Below are 15,897 nucleotides of genomic sequence, written 5' to 3' on the forward strand. Positions count from 1 at the left end.
CTCAGGCGTAGCTTTCGGTTTCGCTGCTCGGTTCCACCAGCTCCAGGCTGATGTTGTTCTGGGCGCTGATCTGGCGATACAGCGCCGCATCGGTTTCCAGGGCCTTTTCCCGTGCCGGGAAGATCTCCTGGAGCTTGGTCGCCCATTCACCCCTGGCCTTGTCGGCGAAGCAGCGTTCGATCAGTTCCAGCATGATCGACACGGTCACCGAAGCACCTGGCGAGGCGCCGAGCAGGGCCGCCAGCGAACCGTCCTTGGCTGCCACCAGTTCGGTACCGAACTGCAGGATGCCGCCTTTCTTCGGGTCCTTCTTGATGATCTGCACCCGCTGGCCGGCCACTTCGAGGCGCCAGTCCTCGGCTTTCGCCTCGGGGTAGAAGCGGCGCAGGGATTCCAGGCGCTGCTCCATCGACTGCATCACTTCGCTGATCAGGTACTTGGTCAGGTCCATGTTGTCGCGGGCCACGGCCAGCATCGGGCCGATGTTGCCGGCACGAACCGACAACGGCAGGTCCATCAGCGAGCCGTGCTTGAGGAACTTGGTGGTGAAGCCGGCATAAGGTCCGAACAGCAGGGACTTCTTGCCATCGACCACGCGGGTGTCCAGGTGTGGCACGGACATCGGCGGCGAGCCGACGGCGGCCTGGCTGTAGACCTTGGCCTGGTGATGCTTGACCACTTCCGGGTTGTCGCAACGCAGCCACTGGCCGCTGACCGGGAAACCACCGAAGCCCTTGCTTTCCTCGATGCCCGAGGCCTGCAGCAGGGGCAGGGCGGCACCGCCGGCGCCGAGGAAGACGAACTTGGCGTCGACTTCACGGCTGCTGCCGCTGTTGACGTCCTTGATGCTCACGGTCCAGCCGTTGGCGTTACGCTTGAGGCCGGTCACGCGCTTGCAGTACTTGACCTGGGTGTCCGGGGCGCTGGTCAGGTGCTTGAGCAACTGGTTGGTCAGCGCGCCGAAGTTGACGTCGGTGCCTTTCATCACGCGGGTCGCGGCGATCGGCTCGTCGGCTGGACGCCCCGGCATCATCAATGGCATCCATTCGGCCATTTTCGCCCGGTCTTCGGTGTATTCCATGTCGGAGAAGGCGTGGTGCTGGTGCAGCACCTCGAAACGCTTCTTCAGGAAGTCGATGCCTTTTTCGCCCTGGACGAAGCTCAGGTGCGGCACCGGGGTGATGAACGACTTGCACGAGCCGAAGGTGCCCTTCTTGGCCAGGTAGGCCCAGAACTGCTTGGACACTTCGAACTGGCTGTTGATGTGCACGGCTTTCTTGATGTCGACGGAACCGTCGGCGGCCTGCGGCGTGTAGTTCAGCTCGCACAGCCCGGCGTGGCCGGTACCGGCGTTGTTCCACGGGTTGGAACTCTCCGCGGCACCGGAATCCATCAGCTCGACGACTTCCAGCTTGATCGCGGGGTCGAGCTCCTTGAGCAGCACCGCGAGGGTCGCACTCATGATGCCAGCCCCAACCAGGACCACATCGACTGCTTCGTTATGCGCCATTAACGCGTCTCCAAAATCTGCAGCACCACATTGACGGCATGGCCGCCAGGAATTGACAGGGCAACATCAGCCCGGTGTCACTCATGGCCAGGTTCGCCATGTCCGATTTTTCGCAATTCTTTGCAACTTCAGCGGACGCTGTCGGTGGGCTTGAAGTGCGTATGAACGCATTTCGGGCGACCTCCGGCAATTCGACTTATGGTCGAGAGCATCCGATCGTGCAACCAAATCCGTAGTCGGACAGGCCTCAAGCACCTGCCTGGGAATATCGGGTCCTGTGTGATCGGGTCGTTAAGGACGCTAATGGTGCATTTCCAGACGCAAAACTTTTCATTTGCTCGCCACACTCTCGTGAAGTAGTGAATACCCGTTTTTTCACGCTCTTTTGAAGACGTGAACCTCAAAAAAGGGCTACCGCGGCCTGTCACCGGGCCCGCGAAGCAAATGCCGGCCGGAAAACAAGGCTGGCGTACGGGCAAACAGCTCAGTGAACGAGCACAAGGCAGCTCTGGCAGATTCGGTAGAAACGGTGGTTTGCAGGTTCAGCAGCAAGCACGCCGACTTCACTCGATCTGTGTGGGCGGCTCTCTGTGGGCGGTGCGGGGAGCCAATGCAGGTGCATCAGCGGTACTGCGAGGCCCGATCAGGAGACGTCCTTATAATCGGGGGGAGATTGTAACCAAGAAATGCGCAGAAATGACCCTGTTGAATGACTTTTATTAGCCGTCTGGTCAGATGGTCAACGGTAGCGGTCGGCGCGAGTGTCTGACGCGTGGGCTGACACGGGCACTGGCAGGCAGCGGCTGGTGCAGCCAGGTCAGGCGGATTTCCTCGATTTCGACCCAGCCATCGCCGGATGGCGGCAGGTCGCACTGCTTGAAGGCCTGGCAACGGCCGTCGGCACCGAGCCGGGCGAAGCTGCGCTTGGGCTTGCTGGGGAAGAACAACTGCCAGAGGAATTCCATGAGTGTATTACCTGCCGTTGCCTGTTGTTCCGTGATGTCCATGATGTTGAACCGCAGTGGTTACGTGGCCGTGTAAGGCTGGTGAAATAAATGTTACATGGCACCTGGTGACGAGATCTGCGAGCCGCCGCCGGGCGATGTCTGGTTCGCGGCGCCCGCGCCCGGCTATACTGGGCGCCTGATTATGCCTAGTCCTTGGAGAGATGAGCATGTTGCAACGCCTGTTGTTCGGTTTGATCACTGTGACCAGCCTGACCCTGGTCGGCTGTGCCAACAGTCCTCAGCAGCTTAGCCCGCAACCCACGCTCACCACCCAGCTCGCCCCGGTGGGCCATGGCCAGCAGGTAGTGGTCCGTGTGGTCGACGGTCGTCGCTCGCCCGTACTGGGGACCCGTGGTGGCCTCTACCCTGAAACCAGCGCCATCACCGTCCAGGGCGCCGACCTGGTACCGCGGCTGCAGGCCCAGGCCGAAGCAGCCGTACGCCTGCTGGGCTTTACCCCGACGCCGAATGCGATGAACGCACCGACCCTGACCGTGACCCTGTCCGATCTGACCTATCAGTCGCCCAAGGACACCACCTACGTGACCGAGGCCACTATCGGTGCCAACTTCCGCTCCGACGTGACCAATGCCAACCAGCGCTACAGCGGCCAGTACGGTGCCTCGCTGAACCAGCGTTTCGGCATGGCACCCAACGAGCAGACCAACACCAAGCTGATCAGCGACGTGCTGAGCGACGCGCTGACCCGGGTCTTCAAAGACCCCAGCATCGGCCGGCTGCTGAGCCAGTAAGCCTAAGCGGTAACGAAAAAGCCCGGCTGTCGAAGCCGGGCTTTTTATTGCCTGTCTGTTTTATCGCCTGCCGTTCATCAGGCCGCTTCGATATGAAAGTCCAGCAGGCTGACGCCGGTGGTCAGATCGGCTTCTGGCAGGTCGGCGTGCTGGTGGCCGCAGAGGGCGCAATAGACCAGCCAGTGGCGGTCCTGGACGTTGAACGACATGGCGTCCACCAGGGCTTCCTGTTCATCGCTGGGGGCGATCAGGTAGAGGCGATCCTGGTTGTTGGCGTGCAGCATGACAAGCTCCGTGAATTATCGACGCGACAGGGTGGCTTGTTAAGGTGACGTTCAGGTGACAGCGCAAATTAATCCGTAAATTGTATGAAGCCGGACACAGGAAACTGTAACGCACGGGTGTTTCCATACCAGCGTGCGCGGCGACGGCTACCTGCCGTTCGTCCGGGGGCTGGAAGGCGCTGGTTCATCCGAGGGTTGATGATGTCGTTGCAATTGATCTGGAGCGCATTCGCCGGGCATCCGGGCAAATGGCTCAATCTGTTTGCGTTGCTGGTGGCGTGTCCCGGTGCGTGGCTGCTGCAGCTCACGCGCCGTCGTGAGCAGCAGGCACTGGAAAAGCTGGAGATCCAGAGCGAAGGGCGGTCGATCGACCAGCCGTTGCTGCTGCTCGATTCGCGGGTGATGCGGGCAAACCGGTTTTTCTACCGGTTCGGGTTCGCGTGCCTGGGGGTGGCGCTGCTGGTGTCGTGGATCAGTACCCGCTTGTAGGGGCGCTGGTTCCTGTGGGAATGGCCGCCTTCGGCGGTTCGCGGGCAAGCCCGCTCCTACAAGGGATGTATCGAGCCTGTTCCCTGTGGTAGCGGGCCGGGCGGCGCCACGCATGCCTGCGAAGCAGGTCCGCCAGCCCGGCCCATGCCCTTGTGCAGTTAGAGAGGCAGCCCGGCCTTTACCCGGTACTGGTTACGCACCGGGGTCGCATACTGCTGCACCAGGTACGGCTGGTGTTCGGCCGGGCAGGCGTCCAGGCGGCTTTGCCATTGTGCCTGGGCCTTGTTCAGTTCTTCGGCCGGGAACAGTTCGGCGGCCTTGGGCACCTGCAGCTGTGGGTCTGCATCGCTCCACTGCGCGTAGGCCAGGTAGTGCACCGGGAACAGCCGGTAGCCGCCGAGAATCTGCCGGTCCATTTCCTGGGCCAACACCTTGGTGTCCTCGAACTCTCCGCCCAGCGGCGCGGCGAAGTTCACGTGCACCCGGCCCTTGTAGCCGGTGATGCCCTTGGCAATGCTCACGTCATCCTCGCCCGGCGCCTTGCTGTAGCTGCCGGTGGTGGCGCGGATGTACAACTCGCGGGCCTTGGCCTGGTCGCACGGGTCGTACTCGTAGCTGATCGACACCGGAGTGAGGTTCAGCGAGCGGATGACCTCGGCGAACGGCTCGTCCTTGCGGCTCATGTGGAACATTTTCAGGATGGCCGACTCGGTGCGGTCGTCACCGTCCTTCGCCCGCCCTTCGGCCTGGGCGATCCAGATCGACTGGCAGTCGTTGCGGATCGAATGGTTGATGTAGGCCGACAGCAACTGGTAGGCCGCCATCTTTTCCCGACGGCCGGTGATCGAGCGATGGACGATGAAGCTCTTGTTCAGGCGCATCAAGTCGCTGACGAACGGCTTTTGCAGCAGGTTGTCGCCGATGGCGATGCGTGGTGTCGGCAGGCCGGCATGGTAGACGGCATAGTTGACGAAGGCCGGGTCCATGACGATGTCGCGATGGTTGGCCAGGAACAGGTAGGCGGTACCGGACTTGAATTGCTCGACGCCGGTGTAGGTCACGCCATCGGTGGCCCGTTCGATGGTGTTATCGACGTAGACCTCGATCTTGTCCTGCAGGGTCGCCACGCATTTCACGTCGGCGAACTCTCTGCGCAGCCGGTAGGCGATCAGCGGCCTGAGCAGCCAGCCGAAGGCGCCGACCAGGCGCGGGAAACGGAAGTGCGTGAGAATATCCAGAAAAGCCTTGTCGCCGAGCAGCCGGGCCAGCACGGCTGGCACTTCGGAGTCGTCGTAAGGTCGGATGGCATCGAATTCGCCCATCATGCTCTCTTGTTGGAAACGGCTAGGGTAAGTAGAGGGTTGAGTGATAAATAACAAAGCCCGATTGGAAAAATGAGGCTCGGACAAAATCAGCCTTGCAAATAGACCGGCAATTATACGCACAAGTCACCTTCGGAGGCCGCGATGCTGGAAACTGAGTACTACTCATGCCCCTACTGTGGTGAAGAGGCCGAGGCCGTGCTGGATCTTTCCGGCGGCGACCAGACTTACATAGAGGACTGCCCGGTGTGTTGCCGGCCGATCGTGTTCACGCTGCAGACCGACGGTCAGGAATGGATGCTCGACGTCCACGCCGAGAACGAGTGACGAGGGGGCTTCGATGCAGCGCATCTACGAGCCGGAAAACCTGATGGAAGGCGAACTGCTGCAAGGCATGCTCGCCAGTGAAGGTGTCGAGGCGCATCTGGTCGGGCGCGACCTGCTCGGCGCTGCCGGGGAGTTGCCGGTGTTCGGCTTGTTGGCCCTGGCGGTGGAGAACGACCAGGCCCAGTACGCACGCGAGCTGATCGCCGCGTACAATGCGGCATTACCGTTGCCTGGCGATGAGCCGGAACACGTCGCCGGGGTGCTGCTCTGCTAGCAGGACAGCAGCCTTGATCGAGTTTACAGAACGAGTCGTATTGCCCCATGTGTGGACGTTTTGCCCTGTTTCGCTGGAACCCTGCCTTTGCGGCGTTGCCCGGTTTTCCCGCCGATCAGCAGGCGCAATGGAATATTTCGCCCAACGATTCGGTGCTGATCCTGCGCGCCAATGCCGGCCAGCGCGAACTGGCTCGCGCCCGCTGGGGGCTGACGCCGGCCTGGCTGACCGACCTGTCGCGCACGCCGGCCCATGCCCGGGCAGAAACCCTGGCCGAGCAGCCGATGTTCCGCCAGGCCTTTCGCGAACGGCGTTGCCTGTTGCCGGCCAACGGTTTCTACGAATGGCGCGGCACCCAGCGCAAGCGCCCGTACTGGTTGACGCCAGGGGAGGGTTCGAGCCTGTTCTTTGCGGCGATCTGGGAGGCCTACCCGGTGCAGGAGCAGGTCTGGCTGAGTACCGCGGTGGTCACGCAGTCGGCAGCGAGCCAGCGGCGGCCGCTGATCCTCGACGAAGCCGGGCAGGCCGCCTGGCTGGCTGAGGACACCCCACTTCATGTCTTGCAGGGCTTGCTGGCCAGTCCGCAGGTGCAATTGCGCGAGCGCCTGCTGGCCAACCTGGTGAATGATCCGAAGCTCAACGCGCCGGAGTGCCTGACGCCCGGCTGATGTCCGGCAGCGAGATGGCCCAGGCCCAGGAACCCCTGTAGGAGCCGGGCTTGCCCGCGAAGCTTTTAGCGGCCTGAAGGCCCCTTTCGCGGGCAAGCCCGGCTCCTACAGGTTTGGTATATCAGCGGTGGTCCTCTAGACCTTGAACTGGTTGATCAGGCGCCGCTGCTGTTCTGCCAGCTTGGTCAACTGCGCACTGGCCGTGCTTGACTCGTCGGCGCCGCCGGCCACTTCGTTCGCCACCTGGCCAATGTTGATCACGTTGCGGTTGATATCGTCGGCCACCGCGCTCTGTTCCTCGGCGGCGCTGGCGATCTGGGTGTTCATGTCGTTGATCACCGACACTGCCTGGGTGATGGTTTCCAGTGCTTCGGCGGCCTTGGCTGCGTGCTGCACGCTTTCGTCGGTCTTGTGCTGGCTGTCCTCCATCACCTTGACCACTTCGCGGGTGCCTTGCTGCAGTTGCTGGATCATCGACTGGATTTCTTCGGTGGCCTGCTGGGTCTTCTGCGCCAGGTTGCGCACCTCGTCGGCCACCACTGCAAAGCCACGACCCTGTTCCCCGGCGCGCGCAGCCTCGATCGCCGCGTTGAGTGCCAGCAGGTTGGTCTGCTCGGCGATGCCGCGGATGGCGGTGAGGATCGCGTTGATGTTCTCGCTGTCCCTGGCCAGGGTCTGCACCACGCCCACGGCGCGACCGATCTCGACGGCCAGGTCGCCGATGGAGCTGGACGTGTCACGGACAATGCGCATGCCATCGCTGGCAGCCATGTCCGCATGACTGGCGGCCTGCGCGGCCTGGGTGGCGTTGCGGGCCACGTCCTGGGCGGTAGCAGTCATTTCCTGCACGGCGGTGGCCACCTGGTCGATCTCGGCCATCTGCTTGTGCACGCCGAGGTTGGTGCGTATGGCGATGTCGGCAGTGTGCTCCGAAGAATCGCTGACGCTCTGCACCGAGGTCACCACCTGGGTGATCATCGCCTGCAACTTGATCAGGAACGTGTTGAAGCCCTTGGCGATCGAGCCCAGTTCGTCGGCGCGATCGCTGCTCAGGCGGCGGGTCAGGTCGCCTTCGCCCTGAGCGATGTCGTCGAGCATCGCCACCATCTGCCGCAGTGGACGGGCGATACCGTGGCCGACCAGCCAGATCACCAGCAGGCCGAGCCCGGCGATCACCAGGCCGACCACCGCCATGCCGAATACATCGGCCTTGCGCTGTTCGTCCAGGTCGCCCTGGAGTTTCTGCAGGTCGGCCATCACTGCGTTCAGCGGCAGTTGCATGATCAGGGTCCAGCGCGCATCGCTCTGGCCGATGCCAAAGGGCAGGTACAGTTCGATGCTGCCCTTGGCCTTGTCGACGTTGTAGGTCACTTCGCCGCGATTGAGCCGGGCCATGGCCGCGACCTTGTCGGCATCGAGGATATCGCTGACCTTTTCGCCGAACTTGCTGGTGTCCCGGGTATACGCCACCAGGCGCCCATTGCTGCCGACCAGGACCATGTTGCCGGCGCCGTTGTAGAGCTTCTGGTTGGCCGCCACCAGCATGTCCTGGATGAAGTTCACCGACAGGTCGGCGCCGACGATGCCCTGGAAGGCGCCGCCCAGCATGATCGGCTGGATGAACGAGGCCAGCATGACCATCTTGTCGCCGACCTTGTAGGGCGCCGGGTCGATCACGCAGGTCTTGCCGGTTTCCTTGGAGCACAGGTAGTACTCGCTGGCCCGCACGCCGGTGGAGAGGACTTTCTGGTCATCCACGTCCACCAGGGTCGAGAAGCCCAGGCTGCCGTCGTCGTTGCGGAACCACCAGGGCAGGAAGCGGCCATCCTTGGCTGCGCCGGCCTTGGCATTGTCGATATAGGCCGCATCATTGTGATCCAGCGCGTTCCTTTCCCAGCCTATATAAGCACCCAGCACCTTGGGGTTCTGCTGGACGTTTTCCTTGATCAGGCTGATCAGTTGCTCGCGACTGATGCTCAGGACCGGCTTGCCGTCGGTGTCCTGGGTGCCGAGCAGGGCATTGACGTGCACCAGGCCGGCGCCGATCAGCAGGGGGGCTTCGAGTTCGCGCTGAATCTGGCTGACCTGGGTCCTGGCCAAGGCGTTGAGGCGTTGTTCGATCACCTGCTCGAACTGCTCCTGGGTACGTTGCTGCACCATGTCCTGGGTCTTGGCCCCGGATATCAGGGAGTAGATAACCAGGGCGGCGACCACGCTGAGAACGATGGCGCCGGCCAAAGCCGCGACGGAAAACTGAATCGACTTGAATTTCATGGAGGCTCCGGACGCAGGGAGGTGGCGTCTGTCCGGTTGTATCGGCCATGCTGTGGAAGGGCATGAGGGAGCTGGTCGGAAATGACCGTTATGAATCAGCCCATGTCGTAAATGAATAACTCGCCGGGCCAGATGGATCGCTTCGTGGCGCTGATCGTGAATTTTTTCCTACAAATGTTGAGGCTCGTCTGAAATCTGGGATGACAGAAATTTTGTATCTGGCGTCGATACAAATCACCGCCTAGGATAGCCGGCAGTTTTCAGGGAGAGTGTTCATGACTAAACGATTGGTTTTGTGTGCGTTGACGACGGGACTGCTGCTGGCCGGGTGCCAGGCGGTCAATACCACCAATGGTGGTGCCGTTGGGGTGCAGCGCCAACAATATATGTTCAGCATGCTGTCGAGCCAGGAAGTCGATCAGATGTACGCCCAGTCGTACCAGAAGACGCTGGGTGAGGCCAAGGGTTCGGGCGTGCTGGACAAGACCAGTGCCAATGCCAAGCGGGTACAGGCGATCGCCAATCGGCTGATTGCCCAGGCGCCGACATTCCGTCCGGATTCGGCCCAGTGGCAATGGGAAGTCAATCTGATCAAGAGCGATGAACTCAACGCCAACTGTGGCCCGGGCGGCAAGATCATTTTCTACAGCGGCCTGATCGACCAGCTCAAGCTGACCGACGACGAGATTGCTGCGGTCATGGGCCATGAAATTGCCCACGCCCTGCGTGAGCATGGGCGCGAGGCGATGTCCAAGGCCTACGGGATCCAGATGGCCAAGCAGGGCGCCGGTGCGTTGTTCGGCCTGGGCCAGGACAGCCTGGCGTTGGCCGATACCGTGGCGAACTACGGCATGACCTTGCCCAACAGTCGCGAAAATGAAAACGAGGCGGACCTGATCGGCCTGGAGCTGGCGGCCCGTGCTGGCTACAACCCGAACGCGGCCATCACGCTGTGGAACAAGATGAGCAAGGCCTCCGAGGGCGCGCCGCCTGAGTTCATGAGCACTCACCCGGCTTCGAGCAGCCGGATCGCCTCGCTGCAGGCGGCCATTCCCAAGGTCATGCCGCTGTACCAGCAGGCTCGCAAGTCCTGAGGATCATGTTCCCGTGGTTGGGCAGGGCCTGTGGTTGAGCAGGACCTGTGGCGAGCGGGCCTGCCCGCGCTCGGCTGCGTAGCAGTCGCAAACCTGTTGCCTCGTTCTTTCCGACCTTACGAGTAGGCCAGGTTCAGGGCTGCTTTGCAGCCCAGCACGGGCAAGCCCGCTCGCCACACAAACCCTCTCCCCTGGCCTGGTCATCCGGCAGGGGGAGGGCATCTGCTTCAGACCCAGCCGCTGCTCTGCATCGCCTTGTACACCGCGACGACCGCCAGGATGAAGAACGCCGAGGCAGCCAGGCGACGGATCAGGGTCAGCGGCAGCTTGTCGGCGGCGAAGTTGCCGGCCAGCACCACCGGTACGTTGGCGATCAGCATGCCCAGGGTGGTGCCGATGATCACTAGCCACAGCTCCGGATACTGCGCCGCCAGCATCACCGTGGCGACCTGGGTCTTGTCGCCGATTTCCGCGAGGAAGAACGCGATCAGCGTGGTCAGGAACGGGCCGAACTTGCGGCTGGTACTGGCTTCGTCATCGTCCATCTTGTCCGGCACCAGGGTCCACAGCGCGGTGGCGGTGAAGCTCGCGGCCAGGATCCAGTGCAACACCGCATCCGAAAAGAAGCTGCCGAACCAGGCGCCTACCGCACCGGCCGCGGCATGGTTGGCCAGGGTCGCGGCGACGATGCCGGCGATGATCGGCCAGGGCTTGCGAAAACGAGCTGCCAGGATGAGCGCGAGCAGTTGCGTCTTGTCGCCGATTTCGGCCAAGGCAACGATTGCGGTGGGAACGAGGAGAGAATCCAACATCAGGTTTTCCTAAGGGGCGGGTCGACACGGCTATGACACGTACAACCTTCCCGCCCCGGGTAAGGTGTGCGTGTCATAGGTCTTGTCAAACCCCGGGTCCGTCTGTGCGAACCGTGGGTCGCATGCGCCATGGTCTGAGGACCAAGTATGTTGACGCATGCCGGACGAGCGTGGCGCTCGTGGGAGACTACTCCCCTAGGACGGAGCGGATTCTGCCTAGGCAAAATCCATTGCGCAAGCGTTTATTTTTCAGCCGCGCCTGGCGCTGTAGATTCGGAAACCATCGCCTTCGGCCCTGGTCGTGCAGGTGCCCAGATGCTCTTCGATCAGTGGCTGGTAGCGCAGGAAGCTGTTGGCTACCAAGCGTAGTTCGCCACCATTTCGCAGATGTTTGGCTGATTTTTTCAGCAAATTTTCGCTGGCCTGGTAGTCGGTGTGCACCCCGGTATGGAACGGCGGATTGCTCAGGATCGTACTCAGCCCCAGCGGCGCGGCATCGATTCCATCACCGGTCAGTACCTCACCTTCCAGACCGTTGGCAGCCAGGGTCAGGCGACTGCTGGCAGCGGCGAAGGCATCGACGTCGAGCAGCACCACCGGGTTGTCCGGGTAGAGACGTTTCACCGCAGCGCCGAGCACGCCGGCACCGCAACCGAAGTCGAGCAGTGGACCATCGGGCAGGTTGTCCAGGTGTTCGAGCAGCAGGGCGGTGCCGCGGTCCAGTCGGCCATGACTGAATACGCCGGGTAGGCTGACCACCGTCAGTGGACCTCCCGTCAGATCCAGTTGGTAGTGTTTGGCCAGGCTCTCCAGCGGTTTGGCCTGTGGTGCTTCGGCAACGGTGACCTGCCATAGCTGGCAATGCCGGGCGCTGTCGAGCTTGCGTGGCTTGCCGAGTGCCGCCAGTTGCCTGGCCGCGCCTTCGATGCCGCCGCGTTTTTCGCCGACCAGGAATACGTCTGCGCCGGGTAGCCGCGCAGCGACTGCGTTGAGCAGGTAATCGGCCAGTTCCCGCGACTTTGGCAGGAACACTACGGCGGCGTCGAACGCCGCCTCGGGCGGATTCACGCCAAAGTGGCTGCGTCCGGCAAAACGGGCCTCCAGCGCCGCCTGGTCGCCAGCATGCCAGCACCAGCCGCTGGCATTGGGCAACTGGCCGAGCAGGTCGTCGGCGGGTAGCCCTACCAGCAGCAGGTTGCCTTGGAAATATTCGGCCTGGCGAAGCAGTACTTCACTGCGCGGGTCCATGGTCTGCTCCCTGAAAAAAAGTCCGGCAGTCTATCAATTGACGACCCGCAACGCTGCCCCGGCGAAAAAGCCCCGGGCATTCTCCGCGAGCTGGCCAACGATGCGCTGCCGGGCTTCGCGACTGCCCCAGGCGTTGTGAGGGGTGACGATCAGGCGCGGAATATCGCCGGCCAGCAATGGGTTGTCGGCGCTGGGTGGCTCCACGCTGAGCACGTCGGTGGCTGCGCCGCCGAGATGACCGCTGCGCAGGGCATCGGCCAGCGCCTGTTCGTCGATCAGGCCGCCGCGGGCAGTGTTGACCACGAAGACCCCTGGCTTGAGTTGGGCCAGCTCGGCGGCGCCGATGAAGTGGCGGGTGTGTTCGTTCAATGGGCAGTGCAGGGTCAGGGCGTCGACCTGCGGCAGCAGTTCGGCCAGCGGGATGCGGTCGTCACGCAGCGGTCGACCGGGAATCTGCCCGAGCAGGACACGCATGCCGAAGGCTTCGGCCAGCTTCGCCACGGCGCCGCCCAGTTCGCCGTGGCCGAGCAGGCCGAGGGTCTTGCCCTGCAGTTCGACGATCGGGAAATCCAGCAGGCAGAACTGCGTGGCCTGCTGCCAGCGGCCTTCGCCCACGGCTTTCTGGTAGTCGTTCAGGCGGGTCGCCAGGACCAGCAGCAACATCAGCGTGTGCTGGGCCACCGACGGCGTGCCGTAGGCCTGGCAGTTGCTGACGGTGATGCCCTGCGCCCGGGCGGCGGCCAGGTCGACGTTGTTGGTGCCGGTAGCGGAAATCAGGATCAGTTTCAGGTCGGGGCAGGCGGCCAGTGTCGCGGCATCCAGCGCGACCTTGTTGCTGATGGCGACGGTCGCGCCAGCGAGGTGTTCGAGTACGTTCTGCGGGGAGGTCTGGCTGCACAGGCGCAATTCGTCGAAGCAGCTGCGCAGGGGTTCGAGGTCGAGGTCGCCGAGGTCCAGGGAAGGGTGATCGAGAAATACCGCGCGGCGAGGGTTGCTCATCAACTGTACCTTTTGTGCTGTCGGGTGAACGCGTAAGGTAGCCAGCCTAACAGATGCCAGTTACCGAGGAGTCCACGGGCGTGTCCATGTACCTGACCGAATTCTTGACCGTTGCACTGATTCACCTGCTGGCGGTGGCCAGCCCCGGGCCCGATTTTGCCGTGGTGGTACGGGAAAGCGTGACCCACGGCCGCCGTGCCGGTACCTGGACCGCGCTGGGCGTCGGCAGCGCGATCTTCCTGCATGTCGGTTACTCACTGCTGGGCATCGGCCTGATCGTGTCGCAGTCGATCGTGCTGTTCAACCTGCTGAAGTGGCTGGCAGCAGCGTATCTCTTGTACATCGGCTTCAAGGCGATTCGCGCCAAACCGGCAGCGCCGGCCACCGAGGAACTGGCCATGCAGGCCGGCGAGCGCACGGCGCGGGGTGCCTATACTGCGGGCTTTGTGACCAATGGCCTGAACCCCAAGGCGACGCTGTTCTTCCTGTCGTTGTTCACCGTGGTGATCAACCCCCACACCCCGCTGGCAATCCAGGCCGGCTATGGCGTCTACCTGGCAGCGGCCACCGCGCTGTGGTTCTGTCTGGTGGCACTGCTGTTCAGCCAGCAGCGGGTGCGCGCCGGCTTCGCCCGCATGGGCCACTGGTTCGACCGGACCATGGGCGCGGTGCTGATCGCCATCGGGGTGAAGCTGGCCTTTACCGAGATGCACTGATCGTGTTGCACAGGAACAGGCGGGGAGCCTGTTACCACTGCCTGGTCGCACTCTTGCCGGTATTGGCGTATGGCCATTATTCACGTCCGTCTGCAAATCATCCCTTTGGCTGATTTAGTGAGTGCGCGACGCCTCTAGAGTGCCTATCTTTAGCCACGACCGTGCAGTCAGAGAAAGGGAACTCCATGTTGCAGACACGCGTAATTCCGCCCGCCGAAGGGGCTTATCGTTACCCACTGTTGATCAAGCGGTTGCTGATGTCCGGCAGTCGCTACGAGAAGACCCGCGAAATCGTCTACCGCGACAAGGTGCGCTACAGCTATCCAATCCTGGCCGAGCGGGTCGCGCGCCTGGCCAACGTGCTGACGGCGGCCGGCGTCAAGGCTGGTGATACCGTGGCGGTGATGGACTGGGACAGCCATCGCTACCTGGAGTGCATGTTCGCCATCCCGATGCTGGGGGCGGTGATCCACACCATCAACGTGCGCCTGTCGCCGGAGCAGATCCTCTACACCATGAACCACGCCGACGACCGCTTCGTGCTGGTCAACAGCGAGTTCGTCGGGTTGTACCAGACGATTGCCGGGCAACTGACCACCGTGGACAAGACCCTGCTGCTCACCGATACCGACGCGACCACGGCCGACCTGCCGAACCTGGTCGGCGAGTACGAGCAACTGTTGGCTGCGGCGAGCCCGGTCTACGACTTCCAGGACTTCGACGAGAATTCCGTTGCCACCACCTTCTACACCACCGGCACCACCGGCAACCCCAAGGGGGTGTATTTCAGCCACCGGCAACTGGTGCTGCACACCATGGGCGTGGCGACGGTGATGGGCAGCATCGACAGCGTGCGGCTGCTGGGCACCAACGACGTATACATGCCGATCACCCCGATGTTCCATGTGCATGCCTGGGGCCTGCCCTATGTGGCGACCATGCTCGGTCTCAAGCAGGTCTATCCCGGCCGCTACGACCCGGAATACCTGGTGGAGTTGTGGCGCAAGGAGAAGGTGACGTTCTCCCACTGCGTGCCGACCATCCTGCAGATGGTGCTCAATGCCAAGGCCGCCCAAGGCACCGACTTCAAGGGCTGGAAGATGGTCATCGGCGGCAGTGCGCTGAATCGCACGCTGTACGAGACTGCCAAGAGCCGTGGCATCCAGTTGACGGCGGCCTACGGGATGTCGGAAACCGGGCCGCTGGTATCCTGTGCCCACCTCAACGAGGAGCTGATCGCCGGCAGCGAGGACGAACGCACCACCTACCGGATCAAGGCCGGCGTGCCGGGGCCGCTGGTCGAGGCGGCGATCATCGACGATGACGGCAACTTCCTGCCGGCCGATGGCGAAAGCCAGGGTGAACTGGTACTGCGGGCGCCGTGGCTGAGCGAGGGTTATTTCAACGAGCCGGAGAAGGGCGCCCAGCTCTGGGCTGGCGGCTGGCAGCACACGGGCGATGTCGCGACCCTCGACAGCATGGGGGTGATCGACATTCGCGACCGGATCAAGGATGTGATCAAGACCGGTGGTGAATGGGTTTCGTCCCTGGCCCTGGAGGACCTGGTCAGCCGCCATCCGGCGGTGCGCGAAGTGGCGGTGGTGGGCATCGCCGATCCGCAGTGGGGCGAGCGCCCGTTTGCCCTGCTGGTGCTGCACGAGGGGCATCAGGTCGGAGCCCGGGAACTCAAGGAACACCTCAAACCGTTCGTCGAGCTTGGCCACCTGAGCAAGTGGGCGATTCCGAGCCAGATTGCCGTTGTTACTGAAATTCCCAAGACCAGTGTCGGCAAGCTCGACAAGAAGCGTATCCGCCTCGATATCGTCGAATGGCAGGAGAGCAACAGCGCCTTCCTTTCCACCTTGTAATCCCTTCTCGCCACGCCCGTCAGGGCGTGGCAACCCCCACCAAGCAAGCGCTTGCCTTGCCAAATGATTTTTTTCGGCCATGCTTGCCGAGCCGATTGTGGCGAGGCAGGTCAAAGGGCTGTGCCAGAGTGGTTGCCGACTGCAAATCACACTTTAGAGGGATCAAGCAGTACTACCTGCTGGCTATAGTCCGCCCAGGGATTTTCAATAACGGAGCAGGCACGCGCGATGAACGTGCCACCTCGAACGAGAC

The 15,897-nt window shown here is 62.7% G+C and carries 16 protein-coding genes and 1 riboswitch; of the genes, 8 read left to right on the forward strand and 8 right to left on the reverse strand.

Annotated features, from left to right (window positions below; genetic code table 11):
• Position 1: 1 nt before the first annotated feature.
• Complete coding sequence (gene mqo, locus AC6I6U_RS09120) at positions 2 to 1,510, reverse strand: malate dehydrogenase (quinone) (RefSeq protein ID WP_497881632.1); 1,509 nt, start codon at positions 1,508 to 1,510, stop codon at positions 2 to 4.
• A 731-nt stretch (positions 1,511 to 2,241) separates the two neighbouring features.
• Entirely contained in the window at positions 2,242 to 2,475 is a 234-nt protein-coding gene (locus AC6I6U_RS09125) for a hypothetical protein (RefSeq protein WP_497881633.1), read from the reverse strand.
• Between the two features lie 209 nt (positions 2,476 to 2,684).
• Between AC6I6U_RS09125 and AC6I6U_RS09130 the strand changes: the two genes are divergently transcribed.
• The gene (locus tag AC6I6U_RS09130) at positions 2,685 to 3,269 is read left to right on the forward strand and encodes a YajG family lipoprotein (RefSeq protein WP_186686195.1); all 585 of its coding nucleotides are present in this window, start codon (positions 2,685 to 2,687) and stop codon (positions 3,267 to 3,269) included.
• Positions 3,270 to 3,346: 77 nt separating this feature from the next.
• Here the strand turns inward: AC6I6U_RS09130 and AC6I6U_RS09135 are convergent, their stop codons facing one another.
• On the reverse strand, positions 3,347 to 3,553 hold the full coding sequence (locus AC6I6U_RS09135) for a hypothetical protein (protein WP_497881634.1): 207 nt from the start codon (positions 3,551 to 3,553) through the stop codon (positions 3,347 to 3,349).
• A gap of 201 nt (positions 3,554 to 3,754) precedes the next feature.
• On the opposite strand from AC6I6U_RS09135, the gene AC6I6U_RS09140 reads away from it, so the two are divergent.
• Positions 3,755 to 4,042 carry a hypothetical protein gene (locus tag AC6I6U_RS09140; RefSeq protein WP_497881635.1) on the forward strand — a complete coding sequence of 96 codons (288 nt, stop codon included), beginning with the start codon at positions 3,755 to 3,757 and terminating at the stop codon, positions 4,040 to 4,042.
• 158 nt (positions 4,043 to 4,200) lie between these two features.
• Here AC6I6U_RS09140 and AC6I6U_RS09145 read toward each other — a convergent pair whose 3' ends face one another.
• The gene (locus AC6I6U_RS09145; RefSeq protein ID WP_497881636.1) at positions 4,201 to 5,364 is read right to left on the reverse strand and encodes a 1-acyl-sn-glycerol-3-phosphate acyltransferase; all 1,164 of its coding nucleotides are present in this window, start codon (positions 5,362 to 5,364) and stop codon (positions 4,201 to 4,203) included.
• A gap of 144 nt (positions 5,365 to 5,508) precedes the next feature.
• Between AC6I6U_RS09145 and AC6I6U_RS09150 the strand changes: the two genes are divergently transcribed.
• From AC6I6U_RS09150 to AC6I6U_RS09160, 3 genes are read left to right on the forward strand one after another with little or no spacing between them, the layout of a single operon-like run.
• Positions 5,509 to 5,691 carry a CPXCG motif-containing cysteine-rich protein gene (locus AC6I6U_RS09150; RefSeq protein ID WP_497881637.1) on the forward strand — a complete coding sequence of 61 codons (183 nt, stop codon included), beginning with the start codon at positions 5,509 to 5,511 and terminating at the stop codon, positions 5,689 to 5,691.
• A 13-nt stretch (positions 5,692 to 5,704) separates the two neighbouring features.
• Complete coding sequence (locus tag AC6I6U_RS09155) at positions 5,705 to 5,965, forward strand: putative signal transducing protein (RefSeq protein WP_497881638.1); 261 nt, start codon at positions 5,705 to 5,707, stop codon at positions 5,963 to 5,965.
• Between the two features lie 47 nt (positions 5,966 to 6,012).
• Positions 6,013 to 6,633, forward strand: coding sequence for an SOS response-associated peptidase (locus AC6I6U_RS09160; protein WP_497881639.1), 621 nt, complete (start codon positions 6,013 to 6,015; stop codon positions 6,631 to 6,633).
• A 135-nt stretch (positions 6,634 to 6,768) separates the two neighbouring features.
• On the opposite strand, the gene AC6I6U_RS09165 is transcribed toward AC6I6U_RS09160, so the two are convergent.
• Complete coding sequence (locus AC6I6U_RS09165) at positions 6,769 to 8,907, reverse strand: methyl-accepting chemotaxis protein (protein WP_497881640.1); 2,139 nt, start codon at positions 8,905 to 8,907, stop codon at positions 6,769 to 6,771.
• A gap of 275 nt (positions 8,908 to 9,182) precedes the next feature.
• Here AC6I6U_RS09165 and AC6I6U_RS09170 point away from each other — a divergent pair, with 275 nt between their 5' ends.
• Positions 9,183 to 10,001 (forward strand): M48 family metallopeptidase, encoded by an 819-nt coding sequence (locus tag AC6I6U_RS09170; RefSeq protein WP_497881641.1) that lies wholly within the window; start codon positions 9,183 to 9,185, stop codon positions 9,999 to 10,001.
• A gap of 227 nt (positions 10,002 to 10,228) precedes the next feature.
• Here the strand turns inward: AC6I6U_RS09170 and AC6I6U_RS09175 are convergent, their stop codons facing one another.
• From AC6I6U_RS09175 to AC6I6U_RS09185, 3 genes are all read right to left on the reverse strand, one after another.
• Complete coding sequence (locus AC6I6U_RS09175) at positions 10,229 to 10,813, reverse strand: TMEM165/GDT1 family protein (protein WP_497881642.1); 585 nt, start codon at positions 10,811 to 10,813, stop codon at positions 10,229 to 10,231.
• An 87-nt stretch (positions 10,814 to 10,900) separates the two neighbouring features.
• A riboswitch (yybP-ykoY riboswitch) is annotated at positions 10,901 to 11,022 on the reverse strand.
• 40 nt (positions 11,023 to 11,062) lie between these two features.
• Positions 11,063 to 12,061, reverse strand: a complete 999-nt coding sequence (locus AC6I6U_RS09180; protein WP_497881643.1) for a methyltransferase — start codon at positions 12,059 to 12,061, stop codon at positions 11,063 to 11,065.
• A 33-nt stretch (positions 12,062 to 12,094) separates the two neighbouring features.
• Positions 12,095 to 13,060: a 2-hydroxyacid dehydrogenase gene (locus tag AC6I6U_RS09185; protein ID WP_497881644.1), complete on the reverse strand. Its 966-nt coding sequence runs from the start codon at positions 13,058 to 13,060 to the stop codon at positions 12,095 to 12,097.
• A gap of 86 nt (positions 13,061 to 13,146) precedes the next feature.
• Between AC6I6U_RS09185 and AC6I6U_RS09190 the strand changes: the two genes are divergently transcribed.
• Positions 13,147 to 13,776 carry a LysE family translocator gene (locus AC6I6U_RS09190; RefSeq protein ID WP_497883008.1) on the forward strand — a complete coding sequence of 210 codons (630 nt, stop codon included), beginning with the start codon at positions 13,147 to 13,149 and terminating at the stop codon, positions 13,774 to 13,776.
• Positions 13,777 to 13,961: 185 nt separating this feature from the next.
• Positions 13,962 to 15,644 carry a fatty acid--CoA ligase gene (locus tag AC6I6U_RS09195; RefSeq protein WP_497881645.1) on the forward strand — a complete coding sequence of 561 codons (1,683 nt, stop codon included), beginning with the start codon at positions 13,962 to 13,964 and terminating at the stop codon, positions 15,642 to 15,644.
• The last annotated feature ends 253 nt before the right edge of the window (positions 15,645 to 15,897 follow it).

The organism is Pseudomonas sp. UTLPPB19802, assembly GCF_059730225.1.